Annotated in this window: 24 protein-coding genes and 1 tRNA gene; 19 read left to right on the top strand and 6 right to left on the bottom strand. The window is 45.2% G+C overall.

The window, feature by feature from the left end; translation table 11 throughout:
• Positions 1–68: 68 nt before the first annotated feature.
• On the bottom strand, positions 69–1,310 hold the full coding sequence (locus tag IQ270_RS02440) for a histidine kinase (protein WP_193971628.1): 1,242 nt from the start codon (positions 1,308–1,310) through the stop codon (positions 69–71).
• 88 nt (positions 1,311–1,398) lie between these two features.
• Here IQ270_RS02440 and IQ270_RS02435 point away from each other — a divergent pair, with 88 nt between their 5' ends.
• From IQ270_RS02435 to IQ270_RS02425, 3 genes are all read left to right on the top strand, one after another.
• On the top strand, positions 1,399–3,087 hold the full coding sequence (locus IQ270_RS02435) for a DUF2079 domain-containing protein (protein ID WP_193971625.1): 1,689 nt from the start codon (positions 1,399–1,401) through the stop codon (positions 3,085–3,087).
• 236 nt (positions 3,088–3,323) lie between these two features.
• A complete protein-coding gene (locus IQ270_RS02430; RefSeq protein ID WP_193971623.1) occupies positions 3,324–4,511 on the top strand; it encodes a glycosyltransferase family 4 protein in 1,188 nt (395 codons plus the stop codon).
• 333 nt (positions 4,512–4,844) lie between these two features.
• Complete coding sequence (locus tag IQ270_RS02425) at positions 4,845–6,089, top strand: MFS transporter (protein WP_193971621.1); 1,245 nt, start codon at positions 4,845–4,847, stop codon at positions 6,087–6,089.
• Between the two features lie 290 nt (positions 6,090–6,379).
• On the opposite strand, the gene IQ270_RS02420 is transcribed toward IQ270_RS02425, so the two are convergent.
• Together IQ270_RS02420 and IQ270_RS02415 are read right to left on the bottom strand one after the other, a co-directional pair.
• Positions 6,380–7,594 (bottom strand): glycosyltransferase family 4 protein, encoded by a 1,215-nt coding sequence (locus IQ270_RS02420; RefSeq protein ID WP_193971618.1) that lies wholly within the window; start codon positions 7,592–7,594, stop codon positions 6,380–6,382.
• Positions 7,595–8,502: 908 nt separating this feature from the next.
• Positions 8,503–8,576: transfer RNA gene (locus tag IQ270_RS02415), tRNA-Arg, on the bottom strand.
• Positions 8,577–8,654: 78 nt separating this feature from the next.
• On the opposite strand from IQ270_RS02415, the gene moaC reads away from it, so the two are divergent.
• From moaC to IQ270_RS32180, 4 genes are all read left to right on the top strand, one after another.
• Complete coding sequence (moaC, locus tag IQ270_RS02410) at positions 8,655–9,176, top strand: cyclic pyranopterin monophosphate synthase MoaC (protein WP_193971616.1); 522 nt, start codon at positions 8,655–8,657, stop codon at positions 9,174–9,176.
• Between the two features lie 88 nt (positions 9,177–9,264).
• Complete coding sequence (locus IQ270_RS02405) at positions 9,265–9,522, top strand: 2TM domain-containing protein (RefSeq protein WP_193971615.1); 258 nt, start codon at positions 9,265–9,267, stop codon at positions 9,520–9,522.
• Positions 9,523–9,589: 67 nt separating this feature from the next.
• The gene (locus IQ270_RS02400; protein WP_193971613.1) at positions 9,590–9,892 is read left to right on the top strand and encodes a DUF3181 family protein; all 303 of its coding nucleotides are present in this window, start codon (positions 9,590–9,592) and stop codon (positions 9,890–9,892) included.
• A 755-nt stretch (positions 9,893–10,647) separates the two neighbouring features.
• Positions 10,648–11,580 (top strand): phytanoyl-CoA dioxygenase family protein, encoded by a 933-nt coding sequence (locus tag IQ270_RS32180; protein WP_193971611.1) that lies wholly within the window; start codon positions 10,648–10,650, stop codon positions 11,578–11,580.
• Positions 11,581–11,661: 81 nt separating this feature from the next.
• On the opposite strand, the gene murJ is transcribed toward IQ270_RS32180, so the two are convergent.
• Positions 11,662–13,275 (bottom strand): murein biosynthesis integral membrane protein MurJ, encoded by a 1,614-nt coding sequence (murJ, locus tag IQ270_RS02390; RefSeq protein ID WP_193971609.1) that lies wholly within the window; start codon positions 13,273–13,275, stop codon positions 11,662–11,664.
• Between the two features lie 67 nt (positions 13,276–13,342).
• Here murJ and IQ270_RS02385 point away from each other — a divergent pair, with 67 nt between their 5' ends.
• The 3 genes from IQ270_RS02385 (at position 13,343) to sfsA (ending at position 16,290) form a co-directional block, all read left to right on the top strand.
• Positions 13,343–14,518: a DUF3095 domain-containing protein gene (locus tag IQ270_RS02385; RefSeq protein WP_193971607.1), complete on the top strand. Its 1,176-nt coding sequence runs from the start codon at positions 13,343–13,345 to the stop codon at positions 14,516–14,518.
• A gap of 77 nt (positions 14,519–14,595) precedes the next feature.
• Complete coding sequence (locus IQ270_RS02380; RefSeq protein ID WP_228056020.1) at positions 14,596–15,285, top strand: glutathione S-transferase family protein; 690 nt, start codon at positions 14,596–14,598, stop codon at positions 15,283–15,285.
• Positions 15,286–15,561: 276 nt separating this feature from the next.
• Complete coding sequence (gene sfsA / locus IQ270_RS02375; RefSeq protein ID WP_193971605.1) at positions 15,562–16,290, top strand: DNA/RNA nuclease SfsA; 729 nt, start codon at positions 15,562–15,564, stop codon at positions 16,288–16,290.
• 159 nt (positions 16,291–16,449) lie between these two features.
• Here sfsA and IQ270_RS02370 read toward each other — a convergent pair whose 3' ends face one another.
• On the bottom strand, positions 16,450–17,127 hold the full coding sequence (locus IQ270_RS02370; RefSeq protein WP_228056019.1) for a lysozyme inhibitor LprI family protein: 678 nt from the start codon (positions 17,125–17,127) through the stop codon (positions 16,450–16,452).
• Between the two features lie 155 nt (positions 17,128–17,282).
• Between IQ270_RS02370 and IQ270_RS02365 the strand changes: the two genes are divergently transcribed.
• Positions 17,283–18,605 carry a 3-isopropylmalate dehydratase large subunit gene (locus tag IQ270_RS02365; RefSeq protein ID WP_193971601.1) on the top strand — a complete coding sequence of 441 codons (1,323 nt, stop codon included), beginning with the start codon at positions 17,283–17,285 and terminating at the stop codon, positions 18,603–18,605.
• Between the two features lie 213 nt (positions 18,606–18,818).
• On the top strand, positions 18,819–19,307 hold the full coding sequence (locus IQ270_RS02360) for a gluconokinase (RefSeq protein WP_193971600.1): 489 nt from the start codon (positions 18,819–18,821) through the stop codon (positions 19,305–19,307).
• Between the two features lie 93 nt (positions 19,308–19,400).
• Here the strand turns inward: IQ270_RS02360 and IQ270_RS02355 are convergent, their stop codons facing one another.
• A complete protein-coding gene (locus IQ270_RS02355) occupies positions 19,401–20,378 on the bottom strand; it encodes a carbohydrate kinase (RefSeq protein WP_193971598.1) in 978 nt (325 codons plus the stop codon).
• Positions 20,379–20,916: 538 nt separating this feature from the next.
• Here IQ270_RS02355 and IQ270_RS02350 point away from each other — a divergent pair.
• The 7 genes from IQ270_RS02350 to IQ270_RS02320 all read left to right on the top strand — a co-directional run bounded on the left by IQ270_RS02350 (position 20,917) and on the right by IQ270_RS02320 (position 26,412).
• Positions 20,917–21,192, top strand: coding sequence for a helix-turn-helix transcriptional regulator (locus IQ270_RS02350; protein ID WP_193971596.1), 276 nt, complete (start codon positions 20,917–20,919; stop codon positions 21,190–21,192).
• A gap of 34 nt (positions 21,193–21,226) precedes the next feature.
• Positions 21,227–21,508 (top strand): hypothetical protein, encoded by a 282-nt coding sequence (locus IQ270_RS02345; protein WP_193971684.1) that lies wholly within the window; start codon positions 21,227–21,229, stop codon positions 21,506–21,508.
• 144 nt (positions 21,509–21,652) lie between these two features.
• The gene (hisS, locus tag IQ270_RS02340) at positions 21,653–22,927 is read left to right on the top strand and encodes a histidine--tRNA ligase (RefSeq protein ID WP_193971594.1); all 1,275 of its coding nucleotides are present in this window, start codon (positions 21,653–21,655) and stop codon (positions 22,925–22,927) included.
• Between the two features lie 304 nt (positions 22,928–23,231).
• A complete protein-coding gene (locus IQ270_RS02335; protein ID WP_193971592.1) occupies positions 23,232–24,002 on the top strand; it encodes a Uma2 family endonuclease in 771 nt (256 codons plus the stop codon).
• Between the two features lie 94 nt (positions 24,003–24,096).
• Positions 24,097–25,239, top strand: a complete 1,143-nt coding sequence (locus IQ270_RS02330; protein WP_193971590.1) for a DNA cytosine methyltransferase — start codon at positions 24,097–24,099, stop codon at positions 25,237–25,239.
• A gap of 12 nt (positions 25,240–25,251) precedes the next feature.
• A complete protein-coding gene (locus IQ270_RS02325) occupies positions 25,252–25,701 on the top strand; it encodes a restriction endonuclease PLD domain-containing protein (protein WP_193971588.1) in 450 nt (149 codons plus the stop codon).
• 63 nt (positions 25,702–25,764) lie between these two features.
• Complete coding sequence (locus IQ270_RS02320) at positions 25,765–26,412, top strand: hypothetical protein (RefSeq protein WP_193971586.1); 648 nt, start codon at positions 25,765–25,767, stop codon at positions 26,410–26,412.
• Positions 26,413–26,555: the final 143 nt, after the last annotated feature.

The raw sequence follows: 26,555 nt of genomic DNA, 5'->3' as shown, positions 1-26,555 counted from the left end.
TACCTCACAACGCTTGAAAACCCCTATATATGGAAAACAGCTTACTAAGAACAGTCAACAGTCAACAGTCAATTTTGAATAGGCAGAGTAAAGTGAAAACAAGTGCCTTGATCGGGTACAGAGTCTACCCAAATTTGACCGTAGTGGGCGCGGATAATGCCTTGACACAGAGACAGCCCAATGCCGTAACCGTCTGTTGATTTATCTCGCTGCAACCGAAAGCTATCTTCAAAAATGCTTGCACAATCTTCTTGAGGAATTCCCGGGCCGCTGTTGCAAATGCTGACTTGAACCTTGTAAGCAGTGCGGTGGAGAATTGAAATATTAACAGTTCCTTGCTCTGGGGTGTACTTGCTGGCATTGTCAAGCAGGTTGACTATGACTTGTTTGATGCGAGCTGGATCGGCATAAACCAAGGGCAAATCTGTGGGAATGTCTGTTTCCAAATTCAGACTTTTGGTCTGAAATTTATCTTCAAATTGCAGGATTACATCTTGACAAATCCCTCCCAGTTCTATTTTTTTTGCTTGAATGTGAAGTTGAGCGTTTGTGCCCCGGGCCGCTTCGAGGATATCTGTAATCATCCGATCGACAATTCGGATTTGGCGGCGGGCTTGTTTCATCAAATGAGCCGCCAAAGTCGGTGTCAAACGCGACTTTTCCCCCTCTTTCACCTTCTGACTTGACTCCAAAGTCTCCAAAGCCAAAGATGCGGCTGTCAAAGGATTTCGCAAGTCGTGAGCCAGCATCGCAATAATCCGGTCTTTCAACTGCAACTGCTCTTGCAGGTGTTCTTGTTCCTTTTTGAGGCGAAAAACTTCATCGGAAAGCTGCACGAGCTCGGTGGCGCAAGCAACAGAATAGATTGGTTTTGGGTCGGCCGCCGCCGCCGCAGTCTGAGCTGGGGCCGACTGCTGCTGGGCTGCGTATTCTTCTACAGAACGCTTCCAGCGGGGCCACCACTGTTCTAGTTGGGCGATCAAATTGCTGCCGGCGAGAGTTTGTCGGGGCTCGGGATGAATTTTGAGCAGGGAGGGAGTAGCTACAAGTCTAAAGTGTTCTGCTAAATCCGGCTGTTCTCCGACATCAATGATTTGAAGATCGAAGTCGCACTCTGCCTTCAAATCCTGTAGGTACTGGCGGATGTGTCTGGTCTGTTCCCTGGAAGAGGGACGCTTGTCTACGAACAGCAAAAGCTGCAAAAGCGGTGCGGGATTGGCCGGCCGTTCGGGAGAACTGTCGGTGTCGCCGGTGCCTGGTGTTGGATTGACGCTGTTGAGCTTTTCGATCTGGTGAAAATAATTGACCATTGCCGAGCCGAGTTATTTCACTTCTACTTTAATTTAATACTTACTTTAGATTTATGCTAATCTCCGATGATTTGATTACGGCGGGCCCATGACATTTTTGAGATGGAAGAAAAATGAATCGCTGCAGGTGGTGGTGAAAGTGGCGATCGCCTTTTTTGTGCTGTGCTTGTTGCTGACGCTGCACCGCTACTACAGCTTTTACGCTACATACGACCAAGGCATTTTCAATCAACTTTTCTGGAACGGCACTCGGGGTCACTTGTTTGAGAGTTCGCTGTCTTCGGCACTGTCAACCAATGTCGTCCACCACAACGAGCTGCCGGAAGTATCATACTACCGGTTGGGGCAGCACTTCACCCCGGCACTGATACTGTGGCTGCCAATTTACTCGCTGTTTCCCTCGCCCGTGACTTTGACGGTGTTGCAGGTGACTTTAATTACGGCGGCTGGTTTAGTCCTGTACGCCCTCGCCAGACACTATCTGGAACCAAGGCTGTCGGCGACAATTGTGGTGAGTTATTACGCAGCTAACGCAGTCATCGGCCCGACTTTGGGCAATTTTCACGATGTTTGTCAAATTCCGCTTTATGTTTTTAGCTTGCTGCTGGCGATGGAGAAGCGCACTTGGCCGCTGTTTGGGATTCTGGCAACTTTAATTTTGGCTGTGCGAGAAGATGGGGGAGTTGTTTTATTTGGGGTGGGGGTTTATCTAATTTTGAGCCGGCGCTACCCTCGGACTGGTTTGGCTGTCTGCATTCTCAGTTTTGGTTACACGATCGTCCTGACAAATTTGATTATGCCTTTGTTTTCTGCTGACATCTCTGAGCGGTTTATGATGGAACGCTTCGGTCAATATGCCGATGGAGATGAAGCTTCGACTCTGGAAATTATTTGGGGAATGGTTAGCAATCCGGGGCGGTTGGTGGGGGAACTATTTACGCCGTTCTTTGGTAAGATTAAATACCTGCTGGGTCAGTGGTTGCCCTTAGCTTTAGTTCCTGCTTTCGCGCCTGCGTCTTGGACGATCGCTGGGTTTCCGCTGCTGAAGCTATTTTTAGCCAAAGGAGAGTCTGTCCTGGCGATTAATATTCGCTATGCGATGACGGTGGTTCCAGGGCTGTTTTACGGGGCGATTTTGTGGTGGGCCGATCGTCAAAAAGAAGAGGATAAAATTAAGAGGCGAGAACAAACAATTTTGCGTTTTCCTTCAGCAGTTTTGCCTTTCCCTTCTTCTTCAAAGTTTCGCCGCTTTTGGGGGTTTTGCATTTGCTTGTCGCTATTTTTTACCTTCACGTCTAACCCAAATCGGACTTTTTCTGGGATTTTGCCCGATGCGATCGACCCTTGGGTGCAGGTTCCTCTGATCCGACAGTGGCACCACGTTTCTCAAGTCCGGCCTCTTTTGGCTCAAATTCCTGCAGATGCTAGCGTGACTGCAACGAATAATATTGTGCCGATTTTGTCAAGCCGCCGGGAAATTCTCAGGTTTCCGATGTTTGAACTCCGCAATGATGCGGGGGAGGCGGTGAAGATGGAATATGTAATTGCCGATATGTGGCAGTTGCAGCAGTATCAAGCTGCTTTTCGCCGGGAACGGGGACAGTTGCAGGCGATCGTCCCGCAGATCGATCGAATGTCCTACTCAGGAGAATACGGAATTCTTGGCTTTGAAGACGGCGCGATTTTGATGCGTAAGGGTGCTGCTTCTAATTCTGTAGCAGCGGCGGCTTGGGCCCGTTTTCGTCGCGAATTGACACCGATTTTGAAGCAAGGGTAAGCGGGTACGGGCGGCGGTGCCCAAATATTCCAGAAACCGGGTGTTTTTTTTGGCGATCGGGCGATCGAGCAATTCCTGCAAACACCAGGTTTCTGCATAATTTTCCATCCTTGCGGCTGCAAAATGTCAGCCTTCGGGCATAAATTTGCGCTTTCCCCAAAAATAAGGTTTGGGATTATACAAGAAAGTAGTCAACAATAAACATTAAGATATATAAATTATTGGAGTACAGAAAGATGAAAATTTTGGCATTAGCCTGGGAGTTTCCTCCCAGAATCGTAGGTGGCATCGCCCGCCACGTATCGGAACTGTATCCAGAATTAGTGAAGCTGGGCCACTCGATTCACTTAATTACAGTAGAGTTCGGACACGCACCGATGTACGAAGTGGTAGAAGGAATACAGGTGCATCGGGTGGTGGTGGGACACGCCAAGGACTTTTTTCACTGGGTGGCGAACCTCAACCAAAGTATGGGCCACCTAGGCGGCAAACTGATACTGGAAGAAGGCCCCTTCGACCTGATCCACGCTCACGATTGGTTAGTGGGAGATGCGGCGATCGCCCTCAAGCATACCTTTAAAATCCCCCTGATTGCCACCATCCACGCCACCGAATACGGGCGCTTCAACGGCATCCACAATGACGGACAGCGCTACATTAACACCAAGGAAAACCACCTCGCTTACAACGCTTGGCGGGTAATTGTTTGCACCGACTATATGCGGCGGGAAGCCGAACGGGTACTATCGACTCCGTGGAACAAAATCGAGGTAATTTACAACGGAATTAGAGCTGAAAAAAAGCCCAGACGGCACGAATTTGACGCGATGAACTTCCGCCGTCAATTTGCAGCAGACGATGAAAAAATAGTTTATTATGTAGGAAGAATTAGCTACGAAAAGGGGATTGCGGTATTTCTGAATGCAGCACCTCAAGTAATTTGGGAAATGGGCGGCAAAGCGAAAATTGTGATTATTGGTGGTGGCAATACAGACCATCTCAAACATCAGGCTTGGCATTTAGGAATTTGGCATAAGTGTTATTTTACTGGCTTCATGTTTGAGGAAGATCTCGACAAATTCCAGACAGTGGCTGACTGCGCGGTTTTCCCAAGTCTTTACGAACCTTTTGGGATTGTAGCGCTAGAAAGTTTTGCAGCCCGGGTGCCGGTGGTAGTTTCCAATACGGGCGGCTTGCCGGAAGTGGTGCAGCATACAAAAACAGGCGTTGTCACTGAGGCAAATAATCGGGATTCTTTGGCCTGGGGAATTTTGGAAGTGTTGAAAAATCCGGGTTACGCGCGGTGGTTGGTTGACAATGCTTATGAGGATTTGGAACGGCGATTTAGTTGGCCGAAGTTGGCGATGGAAACCGAGTGGGTTTATCACCGGGTGATGGAGGAAAGGGCAGAGGTTGATTGGTAAGAATGTTGACTGTTGACTGTTGACTGGGGAATTGTTGACTGTTGACTGTTGACTGTGGGTAGAATATCAACTTTTTGGGTTGCAAATATTAAGAAATTGCAACACAATGATAGATAGACTTGACTTTATACTAATTCTCAAAACTCATGCAACAGTAGCTGTAGGGTGCATCGCTACCCTTAAATCCCAAAAAAGAGCGACAATCTTACATATCCGCACCGCTGCGGACAGTCTCTCAGGAAACAAACTTAACACTCAGGATTGTAGCTTTCTGGAGGCGAGAATTGGTATTAGCTCGATCGCACTCAGAAGATTTGAAGGGAAGGGAGCATCTTGAATATTTTTAGCGACATCGATCCCCAACGCAAACGCAGCTTGCTGACTTTATTCACCGCAGGTTTGCTATTCTGGTCGAGTTTGGCTTCGCTGCTGCCAACTTTGCCGCTGTACGTTCAATCTGTGGGCGGCACAAAACAGCAAATTGGCTTTGTGATGGGTGCATTTGCGCTCGGGCTTTTGCTATCGAGGCCGCAGTTGGGCAAAATAGCCGACAGCAGGGGGCGAAAACAAATTTTGCTGCTAGGGGTGTCAGTGGCTGCGATCGCCCCTATAATGTACCTGTTCGCTAAATCGGTTTCCTTACTGTTATTTATCAGGGCTTTTCACGGCATTAGCATCGCCGCTTTTACCACAGCTTACAGCGCCTTAGTGACTGATTTTTCACCGCCGGCAAAACGGGGCGAATTAATCGGTTACATGAGTTTGGTAGCGCCTATTGGTTTGGCGATAGGCCCAGCGATTGGCGGATTTGTCCAAGCTTGGGTTGGTTATCCTCCTTTGTTTGCGATGTCGGCGACTTTCGCCACAATTGGTGTATTTTTTACCAGCAAAATTGCGGAACCTAATTTTGCTGAGTTAACAAAATCTGACTCGCAATCTGAAAACAAAAACACCCAAAAATACTGGCAAATGCTGTGGAATCCCCGGGTGCGGATTCCAGCTTTGGTGTTATTACTGGTGGGTTTGGTATTCGGAACTTTGAGCACTTTCATGCCTTTGTTTATCCAAGAAACTAAGGCTAATTTGAATCCAGGATTATTTTATTCTACGGCGGCTGTAGCTAGTTTCGGTATGCGTTTGGTGACGGGACGGGCTTCGGACAAATACGGCCGCGGTTTGTTTATTACTGGCGGCTTAATCTGTTACGCCCTGTCTATGCTATTGTTGTATTTTGCTAACAACAGTGATGCTTTTTTAATCGCAGCTTTGGTTGAAGGTTGCGCGGGCGGTACTGTTATGCCGATGATGGTGACGCTGATGTCGGACAGGTGCGAACCTCATGAAAGGGGTAGATTGTTTTCGCTTTGTATTGGCGGATTTGATTTGGGAATTGCGCTGGCTGGCCCGACTTTAGGTTTTGTTGCTGAACAAGTCGGCTACAGAAATATGTTTGGTTTGGCTGCGGGACTAGCTGCTTTTGCTTTGCTGGTTTTTGTTACTCGGTGTAGCAAAGATTTGTCTCATTCGCTCAAATTTGCGATCGGGCGAGGCAAGGATGTCTATGCTTTGAATAAGTGACAATCGGTTTGATCGTTCGGACTTTAGTCCTGCTTAACTCCCAGTAAAAAAGACGGTATAGCAATCCTCGCATCATTTGCATAATTATTGTAGGGTTATTCCCCCTTGAAGAGCCAGATAGATAGGAGGGTAGGCACTCTTGGCACTACCCCTACAAATTTATCTGCGATCGCACACGAAATACCCAGTTTACCACTTGTTCGGCCTTAAGTAAACGGTATTGAACTATAAAATGCCTTAGCGACCTAGAAAATTTAGAAGGAATTTGCCCCCGCAGTCCGGCAGATTTTCTATAAAGTTTTTTCTGAAGGCACGTTTTTATCTTGTGGTGTCACAATTGATTCGAGCGCGGCAGCCCAGCCGTTGGAAAGGTCATAAAATTGATTTACCAAATGTTGTGGGTATTGTCGCTTTTGCTCGTATAATTCGCGATCGTCGCACAACTTGAGTAGGGCGTCACCGTATGCTGTAACATCATCGGGTGGAACTTCTACCAGCGTACCGTCCATGTGGGACAGGGCGGGACAGACTGCTGAGGTAATCACGGGACGACTCGATAGAACGCCTTCTGCTACAACTTTGTTGAATCCCTCTACAAAATTCGTCTTTGTTGGTACGATGACAGCGTGGGCTTCAGAGAACCTCTCGTGCATTTTGAGCTTGTTGCAGTAACCGTGAAATGTAAAGGCGGAATCAACACCAGCAAGCTTTACTTGCTCGCGCAAAGCATCTAGCACTGAACCAGTGCCGCAAATATCGAAGGTAATATCATTTCGGCCAAGCGCTGCAAAACGTTTAGCAATTTCCACCAGATCGAAAACACCTTTATCTGCTTCAATCCGACCTGCGAATAGTACCCGAAAACGGGAATGTTCGCCATCGGGTTGCTTTACTGTTGCAAACTCCGTGTGGCGGTAAGTGGGTTTGAACTGCACGATAGATTTGGTTTTACCTCCTGTGATATTTGCCAGTTGTTTGTCAATCTCATCGGAAATTGACATGATTGCGGTACAGCTTTTTGCAAAGAAATGGCGATTCAGTGTTGAAAGTAATTTATCGAGCTTGCCTGGCGAACCAAATTTGCGCTTGGGTGTACAGTGTAGCGAAGGGACAACTTGGACTCCCAGGAAAGAAAGTAGAGATAAAACAAACCAGTGTGTGGTTCCATCGGCGACGATCGCAACTTTAGCCCGCCACGCGATCGCAGTCGCAATCAACCTTAAGCCGTACCATATATGACCCAGGTGATACAACAAACCCGATGCGTTCCTTAACGGGTTGGGGCGGTGTTCCAGAATGTAGTTACCATCTTGCAAGTATTCTTTTTCCTCGCAGGAGGAGATGACGTAGCCCTCTGCTTGCAAGTCGCGGCACGCATCATAAAATTGGCTGGAATAAGTAATTGCAACTTGTGACGGATCGTCTTCTCCTTTCCTCCAATAGCCATAAGTTCCTATGATGTTTCCCGGTCCTGCTGCATAAAGAATTCGCAGTGATTTAGACATGGCTTTCTCCTTCTGAACATAAAATGAGAACAGGTCGATTTCTTACATCTGCTTGCCCCATATAAACTCAAGCTCCGAGAAATCCTCTAATCCTTAATACTAATTTAATGTGAACAATACTTCGGACAGTTTTAGCTCTAATCGAGTATCTCAAACCCTTGATGGCTATAGGGCTGACTATTTTTTCAATCTTTAAGTCTAGCCCTGAGTTTCAAAAAATCATTAAAAATGCCAGGGCTTACTCTATAACGCTTACAGAGTCGTTAAAAAACTGTCCGAACTATTGGTGAAGCTGCATAGAACAATAGTTCGGACTATTTTTTAACGGCCCTGTAAGCCGAGGGCGAGCAAGCCCTGCCATTTTTCACGCATTTTACGCAACAAGGGCGCTAGACTCAAACCTTGAAAAAATAGTCCACTATAGAACCTATTTGATATCTATTCTGCCTAAATATCAGAAACCGGGTTTCATCTCTATATTTCTCGTCACCCAACCCAAAAACTCAAAGATGTCAAATGGGCTTTATATCGCCCGTAAGGGTTTCGGAGACTCGACTCGATCTAAAACTGTCCGAAGTATTGGATGGCGACACTCAAACAATAATATATACCCCATCTTTTTTTAGATCGAGTTGGTCAAGTCCGTCACCGATGGGGCTTTTGACAAGCGAATTTTAAAGGTGGTATCCGCCGCGCGATCATCGATCCGCCGAATCAATCCAAAATCTCAAATCTCAAATCAGAAGAGCCCCCGAATTTATCCGTGGGGTCGATCGAAAGCATCTGGAATCTAAAATCTAAAATCGAATGACGGGCTTGTCACTCCGTTAGGGACTGAAGTCCTCACTATGAACCTATATGGAAAAGAGAGGACTTCAGTCCTCACTACCAACTTATTGTTTGTTTAATGGGCTTGGAGGGATTCGAACCCCCGACCTCATGGTTCGTAGCCATGCACTCTATCCAACTAAGCTACAAGCCCCTGTTGAGTTCAGATTTAATCTAAGATTGATTAGGTTCTTTTCTCACAGAATCTAATAATAACACCATTCTCAAAATAATGCAAGATTTTTCCCAAACTTTTTCTAAATTGCCCGATCGCCCGCAGCTAACTCACCTCGACAACAGCGGGGAAGCTCAAATGGTGGACGTTTCGGCAAAAGTTGCAACTGTGCGGCAAGCTGTGGCCGCGGGGCGGGTGCGGATGTCGGCGGAGACGTTTGCTGCGATTGAAGCGGGGAATGCGCCGAAAGGGGATGTGTTGGGCACTGCGAGGCTGGCTGGGATTATGGCGGCCAAGCAGACTGCACATTTGATTCCGCTGTGCCACCCGCTGCCCCTGAGTAGGGTGGAAGTGCAGGTGATAGCGGATGCTGGGTTGCCGGGGTATCAAATCCGGGCGACGGTGAAAACGAAGGCGGAAACTGGGGTGGAAATGGAGGCGCTGACGGCGGTTTCGGTGGCGGCGCTGACTCTGTACGATATGGCGAAAGGTTTGGAAAAGTCGATCGCCATTGAATCGATTCGCCTGGTAAGCAAAAGCGGCGGCAAGTCTGGAGACTATGAAAATGTGGAGGCATAAGTTTCATGCCGAAAGAGGGAGGCAGAATTCAAAAAGCTGCACTTATGATTAAAATAGGCAGAGAACTACTAATATTAAGTGAAAAACTATGCCTCCTCGTTGGCCCCGCAAACCCGATCGCAACGATCCAGAGTACCGCCGTTTAGATGACCGGATGAATTTTGCCATCCACGTCGGTCTTTTTTCTGCTACAAATTCTGGTTTGTGGTTTGTTCACAATTTGCAAAAGGCTGATTGGCCTTGGGCAATTTCGGTTACGGGTGTATGGGCTTTAGTAGTTTTTGCCCACGCGATTTTCATTTTTGCGATCGCCGATTATTCGCCCCTCACCAAAGATTCTGGCTGAAGGAAGTTAGTTGTCGGCGATTGGTTAACTTTTTTTGACGGATCACCAATAACGTTCTGCTTTTTATATGGCTAATACTACTCAGGCGATCGAATCCTTAGCAGCCGAAATCGGCGAAAATGTCTACATTGACATTGCCAAGTGGCATTTGTATCTCCGCGATGCCCACCTGCATACCATTGTTGCCCAACAACTTTATTCAATGCTAGAAGATGGCGATTTAGATACTGACAAAGTTGAACGAGTTTTGCAAGGAATTTCAGTCAAGTTGGGCGGCGGCAAGCGAGAAGTGCCGCTGGCCGATTTGATTCCGATGCAGTGTCAAATTCAGTTGATGGATGTTTTGGAGGAATTTCAGGGCAAAATGTAAACATAATTAGCGCCGAATGTGTGCAGGTAAGGTGGGCAATGCCCGCCTTACCTTTTTTAGTATGTTTTTACAATCAGTTGGCGATCGCACTCCGACTCCTCAAAACAGGGTTTGATGGACGAAAAGACGCGTTTGGACCCGCACACGGGCGTAAAAAACCCAGTTTCGCACAGGCCTCCATGCGATCGCGAACTGACAATTTATTTATATTTTGTGATGAATGTCAAAGGAATCGGACTCGCAAATCCTGACCTTTTTAAAATAAAAGCAACACATCGAACTCTGCTTATATTCGTAGCTAGTAATTCCCGCCAAAAATAATCTGTAACTAGGGGTTGCTGAAAAAGTCTTTTCGTTAACTGTAGGAGTCAGGAGTCAGAACTCGGAATTAGAGGAGGTAAGAATAGTCACTAATCAAAGTTGAAAGTGATTTACTTTTGATTGTTTAAAAGCTTATTCCTTGCACCTCCTTCACTTTTTATCCCTCTCAATCCATTGATTTATCTAGGTTTTTGGTTAACTCAGCAACCTCTAACTATACTTAATTGAACTAATTTTATTCTTTGATAAAAATACGCATTTAATTCAAAGAATAGCTTAATATTGACAAGGAAAATATTTGTGTTAAAATAAAAGAGTTTGTAAAGGTTCACATTTCAATTAGTTTTCTTGTTTTAAGAAAATATTTAACCATCAAAGGTGCAAGGTACAAAAACAAAAAATGTACAAAACAAGCGCAAACTAGGAACACAATCGTGATTCATAAATCGGAAAAGTTCTGGTACAAGCTTGCCAATTATTGCCTCAAAAACTATCAAGGTCTGACTCAAGAACCCAGATTATTTTTGATGCAAAAATCGGCTCGTTTCGAGATTGTACGCGACTGGGAAGCGAGGTTGTTGAAGCGTCCAACAAAATCTAGCGAAATTAGTCAAGAAGACGTTTCAGTTTTGGGAAAATTGGATGTAAATGCGATCGCAGCAACCATCGAAACTGACAGTTGTTATCAGGGTCTACAGCTACCTGAAGATGTAGTTCAAGAACTTTTGAATTTTGCCAGTTCTACAGTCGGCTACATTAACAGAGATGCCAACCGTCCCTGGCGCTGCAAAGGAACAGAAAAAGTCGGTGTGGACTTACCTGAAAATTCCCGCGTTTGCAGCTATATGAGCAACGGAAAACAGTCTTCAACTCTCAAAAAACTGGAAAAAGACCCCGGCATATTGGCTATTGCAACTAAATTTCTAGGTGCCGAAGCAGTACACATGGGAAGCGAAATATCGTGGAGTTTTCCCGTTGCAGCAGGAAGCCATGTTCAGCAGCGGGAAGTAGCCCAAGTATTTCACTACGATTTAGACGACTATCGGTTCATTAAGTTTTTTTTCTACCTTACCGATGTCGATATCTCCAGCGGGCCGCACGCTTACATTCGCGGAACTCACAAGAACAAAAAGTTGCTGCATCAAGTTATAGGTACGCGCTGTGCAGACATCGACGACGAAAAGATTAAAGAATGTTACGGTGCCGAAAATGTGGTAAATGTCTGCGGAAAAGCTGGTTTTGGTTTTGTAGAAAATCCCCTTTGCTTTCACAAGGGAAGTCGGCCGACTGAGAAACCGCGCTTGATGCTGCAAATAGAGTACGCCATTAACGACTACGGCAACATTCACGAGGCGCGGGGTTACTAGCTGTGTAACGCTGGCAAATCGCAGAGTCTTGTTTGTCTATCGAGACTTCTGACGTTAAATTCCGGTTTGAGCTCGGACGATTTATTTGCCAAAACGGCGGCGAATTCGATCGACAAACACATCAACTTCCGGCAACTTCATCTGATTTACAAAAATGGCAAAAACTCCCAACCCGGAAAAACTTGCCACACTCAACTCCACTAATTGAATTACCACACCTTCAGTACCCAAAACTCTTTGACAGCCTTGCAGAGTAGCCAAGGCCACGAAAGCAGTTAGAGAACTCCCAGAAGCTAACCCCAAAAAGGGCAAACTCCACTCCCGCCAAGGCAAGCCGCTCAGCTTTTTGTCTAATAAGTACAAAAGCATAATCATCGAAACTATATTCACTCCTACCGTCGCCAGAACTAATCCGGGTGCCCCGAAAGCTCCTACTAATAAATAATCCAACAATCCGTTCAAAAAAATATTGAGAATACTGATCCGAAAAGGTGTTTGTCCATCTCCCAAAGCGTAAAATACCCGTACCAAAACGTCGCGGCCCAAATACACAAACATTCCAATACTGTAAGCCATCAGTAAGGGCGCGACAAACTGCGAGGCCGATCGATCGAAAGCATAGCGTTCGTAAACAATGCGGACGATGGGTGTAGCCAGCGTCACCATTAAAGCACTCAGCGGCAGCATCGTCAGCCCAGTCAAAATTAAAGATTGACGAATTCTATCTTTTAATTCCAACCAGTCTTTGGGTTCGGTGAGGCGAGAAAAAATCGGCAGAAATGGCACTAAAATTACATTAGAAATGATGCCTAAAGGAGTCATAACTAACAACCCGCTGTAACTCATAGCAGAGGCAGCTTGAGGGATGTAGGATGCGAAAAATAGGTCGGTATAGACATTAATTTGCAGCATTCCTGATGATAAGGTAGCAGGAACCATCACCTTAACTACTTCTTGCACTCCAGGCAGTTTAAAATTCAACCGCAAACGCAATTTTCCCAAGCCGGCGCGCGACTGCGCCGCCAGTTGCACCAACCACTGCAAAACTGCTCCGGCTAAAGTTCCCCAAGCTAACACTAAGCCGCCCATTAGTGCGTATTGTGGCTGAGTTATTTTGTCTCCGAGTTGCAGTGCCAGAATCCCCAAACCGCCAACAAGTGCAACGCTAGAAAATAAAGGACTAATCGAAGGAAGCCAGTACATATCGGCGGCGTTGAGAGTGCCGAAACCAATACCGATCAAGCCTGAAAGTAAGGCCATCGGTGCCATGATCCGAAATTGTTGGACAGCAATTGCTTTGATTTGTAAGCCTTCTGCTGTTCTATTTAATCCCGGTGCTACCAAATCGATCAGCGGATCGGCAAAAATAATTAAAGTAACTGTTACCAACAACAGTATGCCGCCGATTAAGGTGGTGATAGTTTCGACTAAGGGTGCTGCTTCTTTTTTGTCGCGGCGGGCTAAAACGCTGACTATGGCGCTGTGAAATGGCCCGTTGATGCCTCCGAGTAAAATAAATAAGAAACCGGGGATGACGTAGGCGTAGTTGTAGGCATCGACGGCGACACCGACTCCAAAGGCTGCGGCGATCGCAATTTGGCGCACCAACCCGAAGACTTTGCTAATCAGAGTGGCGACTGCGACAATGCCGGCAATCCCCGCTAGGGAACGAGAGGGCTTCTGCGGTTCAGACACAAATAGTTACAAACGCTAGTGCTAAAAGGCTTCACTAAGTTTAATAGCGAATCGGGAAAATCATAGCATGAATTCAGAAAACTTCTATTCCGAATTGCCTTTACTGGACAATTTTATCAAGATTACAGATTTGGATAATTTTGTTGACGTACCTGATGATTGGTACATTATTGTCACAGATATTCGCGGTTCTACAAAAGCGATTGAAGCTGGGAAATACAAAGAAGTTAACTTATTGGGGGCTTGTTCGATCGTTGCGGTTTTGAATGCAGCAGCCCCAATTGAAATTCCATTTGTCTTCGGTGGCGACGGCGCTTCTCTGTTGATGGGCCCATCGCTTTTACCCGCTGCTAAAATTGCTTTGCTTGCCATTCAACAATTGGCTAAAAGTGAATTTGATATGGATTTGCGAGTTGGGGCTGTGCCGGTTAAAGTTGTGGTAGCAGCTAATTTTTCGGTTAAAATAGCTAAGTTTAAAGTTTCGGATAATTACAGCCAAGCTGTTTTTGTTGGCGGCGGCTTAACCCGTGCTACTGAGCTTATTAAAGACCCTGTTGCTGGTCAACTTTACACTTTTACAAAAAATAAGGGTGTTTCTGCAACAGCCGATTTTTCGGGATTGGAGTGCCGGTGGCAGGATATTCCGAGCAAGTACGGGGAAATAGTAACGCTGCTGGTAATGGTGCGAGAAGATTTTGGTCAGCAGAGCCATCAATTCTATAGAAAAATCATCAAAAAAATTGAATATATTTATGGAAAAGAAAATTCTTTAAATCCGATCGATCGGGAAAATCTAAAATTGACATTGAATAGCACAAAGCTGATTAAAGAAACTTTAGTGAGGGCGAGCAATGCTAGTTGGTTAGACCGCCAGTTATATTTATCAAAAATACAGTTAGAGACGGCGGTTGGTTCGCTGCTAATGAATTTGAAAGTTAAGACAGAAGAGTTAGATTGGGGAGTTTATAAAGATATTGCGATCGCAGCTACGGATTACCGCAAATTTGATGATATGTTGAGAATGGTAATTGCGGGCAATGAATGGCGGCGAAAAAAATTGACTGCGTACTTGGAAAGGAATTACCGAGAAGGCAAGCTGGTTTATGGTTTGCACGTTACTGACAGGGCGTTGATGACTTGTTTGGTGTTTGAACGCAACGGCCAGCAAGTGCATTTTATAGACGGTGCTGATGGTGGTTATGCTTTAGCGGCGAAGGATATGAAAAAAAGAATGCAGGACTAAAGTCTTTACTACAAATCTTTTATGCTATGATATTTCAATCTAAAATCTAAAATCTAAAATCTAAAATCTAAAATCGCATGAGTGTGCTGAAACTTTATCACAATCCGCTCTCTACTAACTCTCGTCGCGTTTGGATTGTTTTGCTGGAAAAAGAGATTGAGTTTGAATTAGTGCCGCTCAAATTAAACGGAGATCAATTTCAACCAGATTTTTTGGCAATTAGTTTTTTTCATCACGTGCCTGTTTTAGCTGATGCTGATTTTCACATTATAGAAACTCTGGCAATTCTTGATTATCTCGAAGCTAAGTATCCCGCGCCCGCACTGCTACCGGAGGATGCTCGGGATTTGGCGATCGCCCGCATGGTACAAATGGTCGCAGTCAACGAATTGTCACCCGCAATGAGTCCTTTGGTACGCCAGACTTTCGGCGGCGCAGGAGACCCCGAGAAGCTGGAAAAACGTCGGCTGCAAGTGGCGGCGGTACTGAGGTTTTTTGAGGGTTTGTTGGGCGATTCCCTACGGGATAGCTTCGCTTCACGACCTTTTTTTGGCAGCAGCGCGATGACCCTCGCAGATGTTGTGGCGGGCGTTTCCGTGACTTGGCTGCCCGAACTAGGCGTGTCTTTGGACGATTACCCCAAATTGCAGGCTTGGTCGGAACGCTTAAATTCCCGCCTTTCTTGGCAACAAACGCAAGCCAGTCCCGAACTGGTGGAAGCTTTTAAAGTGCAGATGAAACAGTTGATGAAACCTCAGCAAGGTTAGTTTGTGCAGAGATTTATTGCCGGAAATTTTGATTGATAATGCAGCCGCAGATGTGAGGCGGATAAACACAGATTAACGCAGATGTAATTCAAGATAAGTTTCATTTGTTGTAGCAGGTTTAATGGTCGATGATATCGTTTTCGGTAGCATCGGGATGATTTAACCACAGAGAACACAGAGTACGCAGAGGGAGAGAATATATATCTGAATCATTCCGCTGTTACCGGATTTGATATGACTAATGACTAATGACCAATGACCAATGACTAATGACTAATGACTAACTTAATTTACAAATATCCGCCTTTATTACCAGGCACTTTAATCAAGCGGTACAAGCGATTTTTTGCCGAAATCGAACTAGATTCGGGAGAAATTATCACCGCGCACTGTCCGAATACTGGCCCGATGACTGGTGTTTTGATTCCGGGTAATCCTGTCCTAGTATCTGCTAGCGACAATCCCAAACGCAAGTTGGCTTATACTTGGGAATTAATTAAGGTTTGCGATACTGTACCTGTTTGGGTGGGAGTTAATACTGGGCTGCCAAATCGAGCGATTAAATTAGCTTTGGAGTTGCGATTGTTTCCTGAGTTGGGCAATTACAGTTTAATTCAGCCGGAGGTTGTTTACGGTATCGATAAAAAAAGTCGTGTTGATTTTTGGCTGACTGGTGAGGAAAAACCGATTTTTATGGAAGTTAAAAATACAACTTGGGTCAAAGATACATTAGCTCTATTTCCTGATACAGTGACGGAGAGGGGACAGAAACATTTGAGAGAGTTGATCGATGTGGTGCGGCAGGGTTCGAGGGCTGTAATGCTGTATTTTATTAATCGGGGAGATTGTACGGATTTTGCTCCGGGAGATAGTGCCGATCGCCTTTACGGACAATTGTTCAGACAGGCCATGAGTGAAGGTGTGGAAGTTTTGCCTTGTCGGTTTGATGTGACGCCGGAAGGTGTGCGCTATTTGGGCTTAGCAAAACTGGATCTAGGGGAATAGCACCAGAATGATAGAGGAGACGGCAATGCCGTGTCCCTACCCAAAATAATATTGTAGGGAGACGGCATTGCCGTGTCCTAATTTCGACAATACTAATGATTGGCGATGCCCAATGCCCAATGCCCTATGCCCTATACCCAATTCCCAATTCCCAATATTCTAACGACTTTCCCGTGAAAGATTAATTAAATCTTTAGTCCTCTGTTCAGTCATCCGAATCAAAGATAGTTGAGTGCTACCATTAGACAAAGAACTTTCAAACTTGCTGTTAGCATCGCGAAAAACAATCCACGCTCTTTGTGCTATCTTGAGTTGAGATTGACGGGATGCAGGAAGAGTGCCCATCGTATTTTGATATACTTGATTTAATTTGCGATCGACTGTTTGATAGTTACTACCATTCGGCTGTGGCATCTGGTTTTGTTCATAACTGTTCAATTCTGAGATCCGCTTTTTAGTCGTATCTTGCAGACAGTTATTGAAAATTAACGGTGCCATTGTGCCACCTTCAACTTCACTTTTGGCAAATTTGCAATTGCCATCGCGAAAGGAAATCCACGCTCTTTGTGCTACAATCAATTGTTGGCGACGATTAGCTGAAAGTTGGTCGCGAACTTGATTGTAAACTTGGTTGAGTTGTTTGTCTTCCTGCTGATAGTCTACTCCCGAACAAATGTTTAACTCGGTTTGAGTTTGGGGATTTTTGCAATTAGGTTGCTGTGTTACATAGGTTTCAGGGAAATTGGTGTGATTCGTGGCGATCGCACTTGTTGCACTCAAACCAATAAATGTTGCTAAACTGAGGCTGGTTCCCAATAACAATTTTGGCAAGTTCATATAAAATCCTCTAATTTCAGACATAAGGGAGACTACACAAGCATCTACACTCAAACCGGATACTTGCTATTTCTTTAACTTGTATCCTCGGCAACATGGAATGTTTCGCTTACAATTACACTATGTAGCATCTAATCAAAAAAGGCGATCGCACTATGGGAATGACCATCACTGAAAAAATCTTGGCCAAAGCATCAAGCCGCACCAAAGTAGAGCCCGGAGACAACATTTGGGTAAAAACAGACGTGTTGATGACCCACGATGTCTGCGGGCCAGGGACGATCGGCGTTTTCAAACGCGAATTCGGCGAGAATGCTAAAGTCTGGAATCCAGACAAAATCGTCCTAATTCCGGATCACTACATTTTCACCAACGACGAACTGGCTAACCGCAACGTCGATATTCTCCGCGATTTTGCCGCAGAACAAGGGATCAAATACTTTTACGACATCACGGATCGATCGAACTTCAAAGCCAACCCCGACTACAAAGGTGTTTGTCACATCGCCCTCGCCCAAGAAGGCCACACGCGCCCCGGCGAAGTGCTTTTCGGCACAGATTCCCACACTTGTAATGCCGGCGCTTTCGGACAATTTGCCACAGGTATCGGCAATACGGACGCGGCATTTATCATGGGAACCGGCAAATTGTTGATTAAAGTGCCGGCGACGATGCGCTTTGTACTCAACGGCGAATTGCCAGATTACTTGTTAGCAAAAGATTTGATTTTACAAATTATTGGCGATATCAGCGTCGCCGGTGCTAACTACCGGACAATGGAATTTGCCGGCGATACAGTCGAACGTTTGACGATGGAAGAACGGATGACGCTGTGCAATATGGTAATCGAAGCTGGGGGCAAAAACGGCACGGTTGCGCCAGACAAAACTACGTTTGATTACGTTAATCCCCGGACTAATGTGCCGTTTGAGGCATTTTACACTGATGACGATGCTAGATTTTATAGCGATCGCACCTACGATGTCAGCAAATTAGAACCAGTCGTCGCCAAACCCCACTCTCCCGACAACCGCGACTTAGCCCGCAACTGTCGCGATGTCAAGATCGATCGAGTTTACATCGGTTCCTGCACCGGCGGCAAAACCTCCGACTTTCTAAGTGCAGCCCGCATTCTCAAAGGAAATCAAGTCAAAGTTCCGACATATTTAGTACCAGCAACTCAGAAAGTTTACGAAGATTTGTTTGTCACAAAATACGACGGTCAAACCATGTCAGAAATCTTCTTAGCCGCCGGCTGCATCGAACCCGCAGCACCTTCTTGCGCCGCTTGTTTGGGCGGGCCGAAAGACACCTTTGGGCGGATGAACGAACCAGAAATTTGCGTGTCTACAACTAACCGCAATTTCCCCGGCCGCATGGGGAACAAACAAGCGCAAGTTTATCTCGCTTCGCCTTATACGGCGGCGGCTTCGGCGCTGACTGGGTATGTCACCGATCCGCGCGAATTCCTGTGTTAGAAAGTAGTTGATGTCATATCAAGTCCGGTCGATTGCACGTAATATGGTAGGGGTTCCCCTCCCCAAAAATATCTGCCAATAAATGACAATCTCAAAAACCCGCCCCGACTTTTAATCCGGGTCGCTCGACCGGACTTGATTCGACAACTTCAGAAACCAGGTTTATCGATCGCACAAATTGAAAAAATTGCTAGTATTTGGTAAATCTGCCCGATGATTACGATCGTAATGGGAGTCTCCGGTTCGGGAAAAACTACTGTTGGCAAGTTGCTGGCGCAATCTCTCAATTGGGATTTCATCGATGCCGACGATTTTCACCCCGCAGCCAACATCGAAAAAATGAGTTTGGGCATTCCTTTAGAAGATGCCGATCGCATTCCGTGGCTTTTGCAACTGCAAAGTGAAATAGACACCTGGTTATTAGAAAATAAAAATGTTGTGTTGGCTTGTTCTGCTTTAAAAACATCTTACCGCGAAATGCTCTACCGAGACCAGCAGCGGATCAAAATAGTTTATCTCAAAGCTTCTTTTGAACTCTTAACAGCCAGGTTACAAACTCGCCAAAATCATTATATGAAAGCAGACTTGCTGTCAAGTCAGTTAGACACTCTCGAAGAACCCGAAGATGCAATTATTATAGATGCTTCGCAGCCACTAGAGGTAATGGTGCGTCAGATTGAAAATCATCTAGTTGGGGGTTAATTTCCTACAAAAAACAGGTTCGTAGTGAGGAATGCGAGTCCGCATCAAGAAGGACTCGCATTCCTCACTACGAACCTATTGATGTTTGGCGTGCTAATTTTTGTACAAATATAAGAAAGCTTCTACTTCAGGGGCGGTTGGTTGAGCTGTAATTGCTCCGGGTTTCATCACACTCATCGCACCCACCGCGCTCGCATAGGTGACAATTTTTGGGATTATTTCTGGATCTGCTAAATTTTTAATTCGATGCTTGCACAACTGTCGCACAAAACCTGCCAAAAATGCGTCGCCGGCCCCTGTTGTATCCTCAACATCTACTTTAAATGCGGGAATTTTTCCTTCATTTTCCGAGATACAATAGGCGCAACCTTTCTCGCCCCCAGTCACCAAAACACCTTCTACAGAATCGAGGCGGTAGGTAATAGCTCCAGCGTCGGTAGTTCCAAATAACCATTCGGCTTCTTCGTCAGATAACTTGAGAAAATCAACTTTTTTTAATAGTTTTATAATGCGCGCTTTTGCTTCGTCTGGATTTGCCCAAAACACTGGACGCCAATTGATGTCAACTATAATTGTAACGTCGTAAACTTCTGCTAGTTCGATCGCTCTTTCTATAGCCTTTCGACTTTCAGCATAAGCTAATTCTAAAGTGCCTAGCACTAAAAACTCAGCATTTTGAAACAGTACCTCGGGTATTTGGGCGGCCTGGAGGCGGGTGTCGGCAAACTCCGCAGTATCCAATTTACCAAAACCTGCAAAAGATCGATCGCCCGCTTCATTTCGCAATACATAAACTTGCCGTGTCGGTGCTGTGGGATGCTGCTGAACTCCTGTAGTGTCAACACCTACTTCTTGCAATACCTGCACTAGGGAATTCCCCAATTCATCCCCACCCACAGCACCGATAAATCCCGCCGCCGTCCCCAATTTAACCAAAGCACAGGCAACATTAGCAGGAGCACCGCCGGGATATGCCGTCCAAGATTCTACCTCTTCGAGAGATACTTTTGTTTGGTCTGCTAAACAATCAAATAAAATTTCACCCAGACACAAAACGCGAGGATAAGTCATATCAATTGTAGGTTGGATATATAGCCTTTCGAGCTCTCATATGAGGTACCGCTGGGCATAAAGTATATGCCATAGGGCATACCTCACAACGCTTGATAACCGCTATAATTTGAGATTTTAGAACGCCTGCAGACAAGTCAATAATTATTTTTAACCCATCCCAGAAAAATTGCCAGCTATTTTTAAATGGCTGCTCCTATAATATCAGACTTGCTGATACTGGCAGTTACCCGTCTACGCACAAGTACAGTGTACGGGTAACTGCCAGTTTTAGGTGCAAACATCTGCGGGTTTTTGATCCCGGATCTCAGGTGCGCGCCCTTCCAGCAAGCATCCGCCACCCGACGCGCCAGCAGTACAAGTGTCTGCGCGTCTTGCTGTGTCAGCGCTGGGTTTGCACGTCTTGCTGCGATTTTGCAAGCGAGTGGGTGCCTTCTGGGCGCAAAGCAAGCTGCAGCAAATTTAATTTTCTCTTCATACTCGATCGCTCATCCTCTAGAATTGTAGATAGGTACATATGCACACATAGGAAAAATTTATGAGCGGGAGCGTCTCCGGGAGCCCTGTCACCCTGTCGGACAGAGAATTGCAAGTGGTAGAGTTAGTAGCAGCAGGATTGACCAATGAGAAAATCGCTGAAAAGTTAGAGATTAGCAAGCGTACTGTTGACAACCACATTAGCAATATCTTGAACAAGACGCACGCTGACAATCGAGTTACGCTGGTACGTTGGGCTTTGCAGTGGGGGAAGGTATGTTTGGACAATATTAATTGCTGCCCTCTACCGCGGCAGATCGATAAAGAAGTATCTTAAATAGGGATTATGGTTGGGGACAGGCAAAGAAATGATGCAAACGGCACAAGAAAAACAACTCCGCTATCAAATTAAATGCTCGGGATTGCCGCTGGCGGTATATCGCGAAGTGGCAGCCCATTTGCGTCAAGTTAAAGGAGTGGAAATTGGTTTAATTCCGCAGCAGTTGCAGCGGTTTGATTACTGCGACAGCCAAGTTGGGGGCTTGTGGATACACTATCCTGAAGGGTTCGATTTGGTCGATCGCCAGCGGGTCGATCGCATTTTGGCTTATTATGGCGATCGTTACGGAGCTTGGGAATTATTAAGTCAGTAGTTATTGGGAATTGTTGACTGTTGACTGTTGACTGTTGACTGTTGACTGTTGACTGTTAACTGTTGACTGTTAACTAACCACTAATAACTAATAACTAATAACTAATAACAACTAACAACTGCCAACTGAAAACTGACTAAAAAAATGAGTGCAATTAAAACTTTACCGGGAACGCGGGATATTTTGCCCGACGAAATTCGCTATTGGCAAAATGTCGAAGAAATCGCTAGAACTATCTTAAAAAAAGCAGCTTATCGAGAAATTCGCACGCCTATTTTTGAACAAACATCTTTATTTGAACGCGGCATCGGCGAAGCTACCGATGTCGTGGGCAAAGAAATGTACACTTTTAAAGATAAGGGCGATCGATCGACAACTTTGCGCCCAGAAGGCACCGCCGGAGTAGTGCGAGCTTTTATTCAACACAGTTTGTACGCCGCTGGAGACGTGCAGCGCCTATGGTATACTGGGCCGATGTTTCGCTACGAACGCGCCCAAGAAGGCAGACAGCGGCAGTTCAATCAAATTGGCGTGGAAGTCTTGGGGAGTGCGAATCCTCGTGCGGATGTGGAAGTAATTGCGATCGCCTGCGACATCCTGCAAGCGATCGGTTTAACCAATTTGCGACTCGATATTAACTCTGTCGGAAACAAGCAAGACAGACAAAATTACCGACAAGCATTAATCGATTATTTTACACCGCACAAAGAGGAATTAGATGCCGATTCTCAAGACCGTTTGAATCGCAATCCGCTGCGGATTTTGGATAGTAAAAATGAGCGCACTCAAGAAATTGTCAAAGGCGCGCCGAGTATTTTAGAATATTTGGGCGATGAATCGCGAGGTCACTTCGAGCGAGTCCAGCAAATGCTCACAGATTTAGGAATTAGCTATCAGTTAAATCCCAGATTAGTGCGCGGTTTAGACTACTATACCTACACCGCCTTTGAAATTATCTCCGACGATTTGGGAGCGCAAGCAACAGTCTGCGGTGGCGGCCGCTACGACGGTTTAGTTAAGGAATTGGGTGGCCCGGATACGGCCGCAGTCGGTTGGGCGATGGGTGTAGAACGGTTGATTATCCTGTTGCAAAAGTTGCAACCTTTACCCGCGCAGAAGTTAGATTTCTATTTGGTATCTAGGGGCGAACAAGCCGAACAGCAATCAATCTTGTTAGCGCAAAAATTGCGGGGTGCTGGGTTTAGTGTCGAGATAGATTTGAGCGGCAGTGCGTTCGGAAAACAGTTTAAAAGAGCCGACAGAAGCGGTGCTGTTGGGTGTTTGGTTTTGGGTGATGCGGAAGCTGAAAATGAGACTGTACAATTGAAGTGGTTGGCGAGTGGCGAACAAAGTGCGATCGCCCAATCGGAACTACTAGCAATGACCACCGAACTACAGCAGAAAATTAACAACCCTTAGAACGATCGCTTGTAGCCGAGTCTAGATCCCCCTCGCATCCCCCTTAATAAGGGGGACTTTGACGGCACTCTTGTCCCCCCTGATTGAGAAGGGCTTTGATGGCACTCTTGTCCCCCCCTTATTAAGGGGGGCTAGGGGGGATCTAGACTTCGATACAAACAAAAGAAACGATCGGTTTCCTCGTTCCTCGTTACCAGGCTCAGCCCGGTAACGCAGATCCAAAGGCTCTGCCTCGCAATTAACATTAATCCCCAAAACCAAAAGATATAATAAAAAAATCAACCCATACAATATCTGATAAACTATGTCTGTAGCAACTAAAAACCCTGAAACAAAACTCACAATCACATGGCCGCTACTCCCAGAAGATTTTCAATTACCAGATGACCCCGTGGAAGACGAAAGCCAACCATTATTAGCCTCCGCTTTGCGCCAACCGCTAACAGCATTTCCCGAATTAATGCGGGATGCCTTAATTGTTTCCAACTTTGCCCTTTGTGCCGGAATTAGTTTCCCATCCTCCACCAGTGACGAACAGCGCATTATCTGCAAAGCACCCGATTGGATGTACGTAAAACCAGTAAATCCCAAAAATGTCTCGCAAGTCCGCCGCAGTTACACGCCGCACACCGAAGGAACCATCCCGCAAATCGTGATGGAATTCCTCTCAGAAACCTACGGGGAAGAATACTCTGTTGAGTTTACCTCGCGGGTGGGAAAGTGGTATTTTTACGAGCAAGTAATCAAAGTCCCCAGGTACGTTATTTTTCGAGCAACTACCGCTCATTTAGAAGTTTACGCTTTAGAATCGGAGCGTTATCAACTAGAAAAACCAGATGATAACGGACGTTTTTGGATACCTGGATTAAACTTGTTTTTGGGTATTTGGGAAGGTAGCCACGAATCTAGAACTGGTTATTGGCTGAGGTGGTGGAATTCTGAAGGCGAGTTATTGTTATGGTCGGAGGAGCGGGCTGAGCAAGAACGGCAACGGGCCGATCGCGAAAGACTCCGCGCTGAAAGATTAGCCGAAAAACTGCGTCAAATGGCGATCGAGTTAGATGACGAAGAGTGAAATTATCAAAATATAGTCAAATTTGACTATATTTTGGTATAATTGCTATCTTGTGGTCGGCATTCCGCCAGCCATTGTCCTACTGCGAACTAATATGTTAATCGAACGTCTCAAGCCCATCTCCTGGAAAACCAAACCGCGACTCATATCATTATTTTCAGGTTGCGGCGGCATGGACTTGCCATTCCACAAAGCGGGGTTTGAAGTAGTTTGGGCGATCGACTCCAATCAACACGCCTGCAAAACATTCAGCCGAAACATTGCTGATGTCATCGTCAACGACAGCATAGAAAATATAGACATTGCACAAGTTCCCAAAGCAGAAATATGTATAGGAGGGTTTCCTTGTCAAGACTTTTCTCTGATTTGGAAACGTCCCGGACTGGAAGGAACCAGAGGCAATTTATACACATACTTTCTCGATTTTGTCAACAAGAAAAAGCCCAAAGCTTTTGTAGCAGAAAATGTCAAAGGCTTATTAAGCGCCAATAATTATCAAGCAATCAAACAAATAATTTCTGATTTTGAAAGTATCGCTCCCGGCTACTTAGTCAAACCTAAACTCTACAACTTTGCTGATTACGGAGTTCCCCAATTTCGCCAAAGAGTGTTATTAGTTGGCATTCGGATGGATACAGGATTTAACTTTGTGCATCCTCAGCCAAAATACGGTATAAATCGCCAAAATCCTTATCGCACAGCAGGTGAAGCACTCAAAAATGTGGAAAAGGTGGAATATAATCAGGAACATCAGAAAATTCAGCCTCGAACCATTGAAATTTTGAGTCGAATTAAACCGGGAGGAAATTTTACTGATATTCCCAAGGATAGTCCATATTATGTAAAAGGCATGATCAGTCACGTTTATCGGCGAATTCATCCAGATAAACCCTGTGCTACAATTATTGCTGGTGGTGGTGGTGGTACTTGGGGATATCATTATCCCGAACCGCGTTCATTGACAAATCGGGAAAGAGCTAGGTTGCAAAGTTTTCCGGATAATTTTGTTTTTGAAGGTTCTATTACTGAAGTAAGAAGACAAATTGGCAATGCAGTTCCGCCAGATGGAATAGTTGACGTGGTTGAATCTCTAATTCCGCTATTTAAAGGAGATTATCCGAAAGTAAATTTATATACGTTAAATCAAAAGTTGCAAATGATGTCAATTAAGGAACGATTAGAACACGCAGAATTAGAGGCTTCACAACAGCAATTACAATTAACATTTACTTTTTAGTGAGGTAACTTAATGTCCATACCTGCCCTAACTCCCGCAACGCCCTATGTGGATATATCTTTATCCAGGGTTGATGCTCAGCAAAAGTCCAATCTCAATACTTTTTTCGGAAAAGGAAGAGAAAGTAAATCTACGGGGAAGATTATCCCTAGAGACTGGTATGAAGTTGAGATTATAGTAGATACAGGAACAACAAATAATCCTGTTTATCCCCAGGGGGATTTTACAGCCCATACTGATGATGGTTCAAAATTTCCCTGTCGCACTCAAGGGGATAATTACAAAAACCTTAGATCCAAGGAGGACTTAAAAATTCTAGGTCGCTGGATCAAAGGTAAGTTAGAACAAAGTGGTGCATTGAATAAATTTGATCCTGTCACGAGCCAGACATTGCAAAATTATGGCAGGGACTATATCCGTCTATATAAATTGTCCGATTCTGACTATTACTTAGAATTTTAGATCGAGAGCGCTCGCTCTCGATCTAAAAACTAAAAAATTAAAGTATATCAGGAGCGAAAGTCAATGATCGAGTTTGACATAGGTTACTACACCGATTTTAAATTGCCCAACAATTCCGATATTCCTGAGCAATTACAGCAAACACTTCGCACGGTTTGGGAAAGAAAGTATCGTGATTTATACGAAACAGGTGGAAACAGCGATGTAGAAGAAGCTTTTGTAGAAGTAATGACAGCATTTGGAATGCCTCACGATCCAATATCCCATCAGCGATATGTCTACATCGCTTATGGAATAGCATTAGCAGCTAAACCGACTATTAAACATTACTTTCCTGAAGAACACAAGGCTGATATCATTCAAGGAATTGTATCTTGTTGGCTAAAAGATGGCGGTGAAATTCCCGAAACTTGGGCTGATACCTTGTTTCCTAATATCAACAAAATTGGAAAATATCAAGCTACTGACGAAGCTTATAATATTTTCTACGGCTTGATGCAAACACTCAACACCAAAACAGCCTATAATGCCATCTTAGATATTATGTATGATGCCATTACCGGCGATCCAATTTCTGGTTTTACTGAAGCCAGACGAGATATGTTTAATTGGTGGTTGATTGAGGTAATTCCTGCTGCCTATTGTTTACAGCTACCATCTACTTTATATTCTGGTAAATGGGATTTTCCGCCGTTGAGTCAGTGCGCTTAATTAATGACCGAACGTTGAGTCAGTGCGGTTAAGTAATGAGCGAAGTAATATGTGGAAATTCAGCTTTTAATCATCAATCAGGCACCATCAAACCCTTCAATATTCTCCCCTTCCCCTCCTCCCTCAAGCCCTTAGACTGCACC

It is taken from the genome of Microcoleus sp. LEGE 07076, from assembly GCF_015207455.1.
Taxonomy (GTDB): Bacteria; Cyanobacteriota; Cyanobacteriia; order Cyanobacteriales; family Microcoleaceae; genus Microcoleus.
Note: the sequence above shows the minus strand (reverse complement) of the source record. Positions and strands in the feature narration are given on the sequence as shown.

Coding starts and splice junctions, on each gene's coding strand:
- IQ270_RS02385 (WP_193971607.1), top strand. CDS start 13,343: ATGAATTCAGAAAACTTCTATTCCGAATTGCCTTTACTGGACAATTTT.
- IQ270_RS02330 (WP_193971590.1), top strand. CDS start 24,097: ATGTTAATCGAACGTCTCAAGCCCATCTCCTGGAAAACCAAACCGCGA.
- IQ270_RS02355 (WP_193971598.1), bottom strand. CDS start 20,378: ATGACTTATCCTCGCGTTTTGTGTCTGGGTGAAATTTTATTTGATTGT.
- IQ270_RS02365 (WP_193971601.1), top strand. CDS start 17,283: ATGGGAATGACCATCACTGAAAAAATCTTGGCCAAAGCATCAAGCCGC.
- IQ270_RS02370 (WP_228056019.1), bottom strand. CDS start 17,127: ATGAACTTGCCAAAATTGTTATTGGGAACCAGCCTCAGTTTAGCAACA.
- IQ270_RS02335 (WP_193971592.1), top strand. CDS start 23,232: ATGTCTGTAGCAACTAAAAACCCTGAAACAAAACTCACAATCACATGG.
- IQ270_RS02350 (WP_193971596.1), top strand. CDS start 20,917: ATGAGCGGGAGCGTCTCCGGGAGCCCTGTCACCCTGTCGGACAGAGAA.
- hisS (WP_193971594.1), top strand. CDS start 21,653: ATGAGTGCAATTAAAACTTTACCGGGAACGCGGGATATTTTGCCCGAC.
- IQ270_RS02440 (WP_193971628.1), bottom strand. CDS start 1,310: ATGGTCAATTATTTTCACCAGATCGAAAAGCTCAACAGCGTCAATCCA.
- IQ270_RS02345 (WP_193971684.1), top strand. CDS start 21,227: ATGCAAACGGCACAAGAAAAACAACTCCGCTATCAAATTAAATGCTCG.
- sfsA (WP_193971605.1), top strand. CDS start 15,562: ATGACTAACTTAATTTACAAATATCCGCCTTTATTACCAGGCACTTTA.
- moaC (WP_193971616.1), top strand. CDS start 8,655: ATGCAAGATTTTTCCCAAACTTTTTCTAAATTGCCCGATCGCCCGCAG.
- IQ270_RS02325 (WP_193971588.1), top strand. CDS start 25,252: ATGTCCATACCTGCCCTAACTCCCGCAACGCCCTATGTGGATATATCT.
- IQ270_RS02320 (WP_193971586.1), top strand. CDS start 25,765: ATGATCGAGTTTGACATAGGTTACTACACCGATTTTAAATTGCCCAAC.
- IQ270_RS02435 (WP_193971625.1), top strand. CDS start 1,399: ATGACATTTTTGAGATGGAAGAAAAATGAATCGCTGCAGGTGGTGGTG.
- IQ270_RS02405 (WP_193971615.1), top strand. CDS start 9,265: ATGCCTCCTCGTTGGCCCCGCAAACCCGATCGCAACGATCCAGAGTAC.
- IQ270_RS02360 (WP_193971600.1), top strand. CDS start 18,819: ATGATTACGATCGTAATGGGAGTCTCCGGTTCGGGAAAAACTACTGTT.
- IQ270_RS02400 (WP_193971613.1), top strand. CDS start 9,590: ATGGCTAATACTACTCAGGCGATCGAATCCTTAGCAGCCGAAATCGGC.
- IQ270_RS02420 (WP_193971618.1), bottom strand. CDS start 7,594: ATGTCTAAATCACTGCGAATTCTTTATGCAGCAGGACCGGGAAACATC.
- IQ270_RS02380 (WP_228056020.1), top strand. CDS start 14,596: ATGAGTGTGCTGAAACTTTATCACAATCCGCTCTCTACTAACTCTCGT.
- IQ270_RS02430 (WP_193971623.1), top strand. CDS start 3,324: ATGAAAATTTTGGCATTAGCCTGGGAGTTTCCTCCCAGAATCGTAGGT.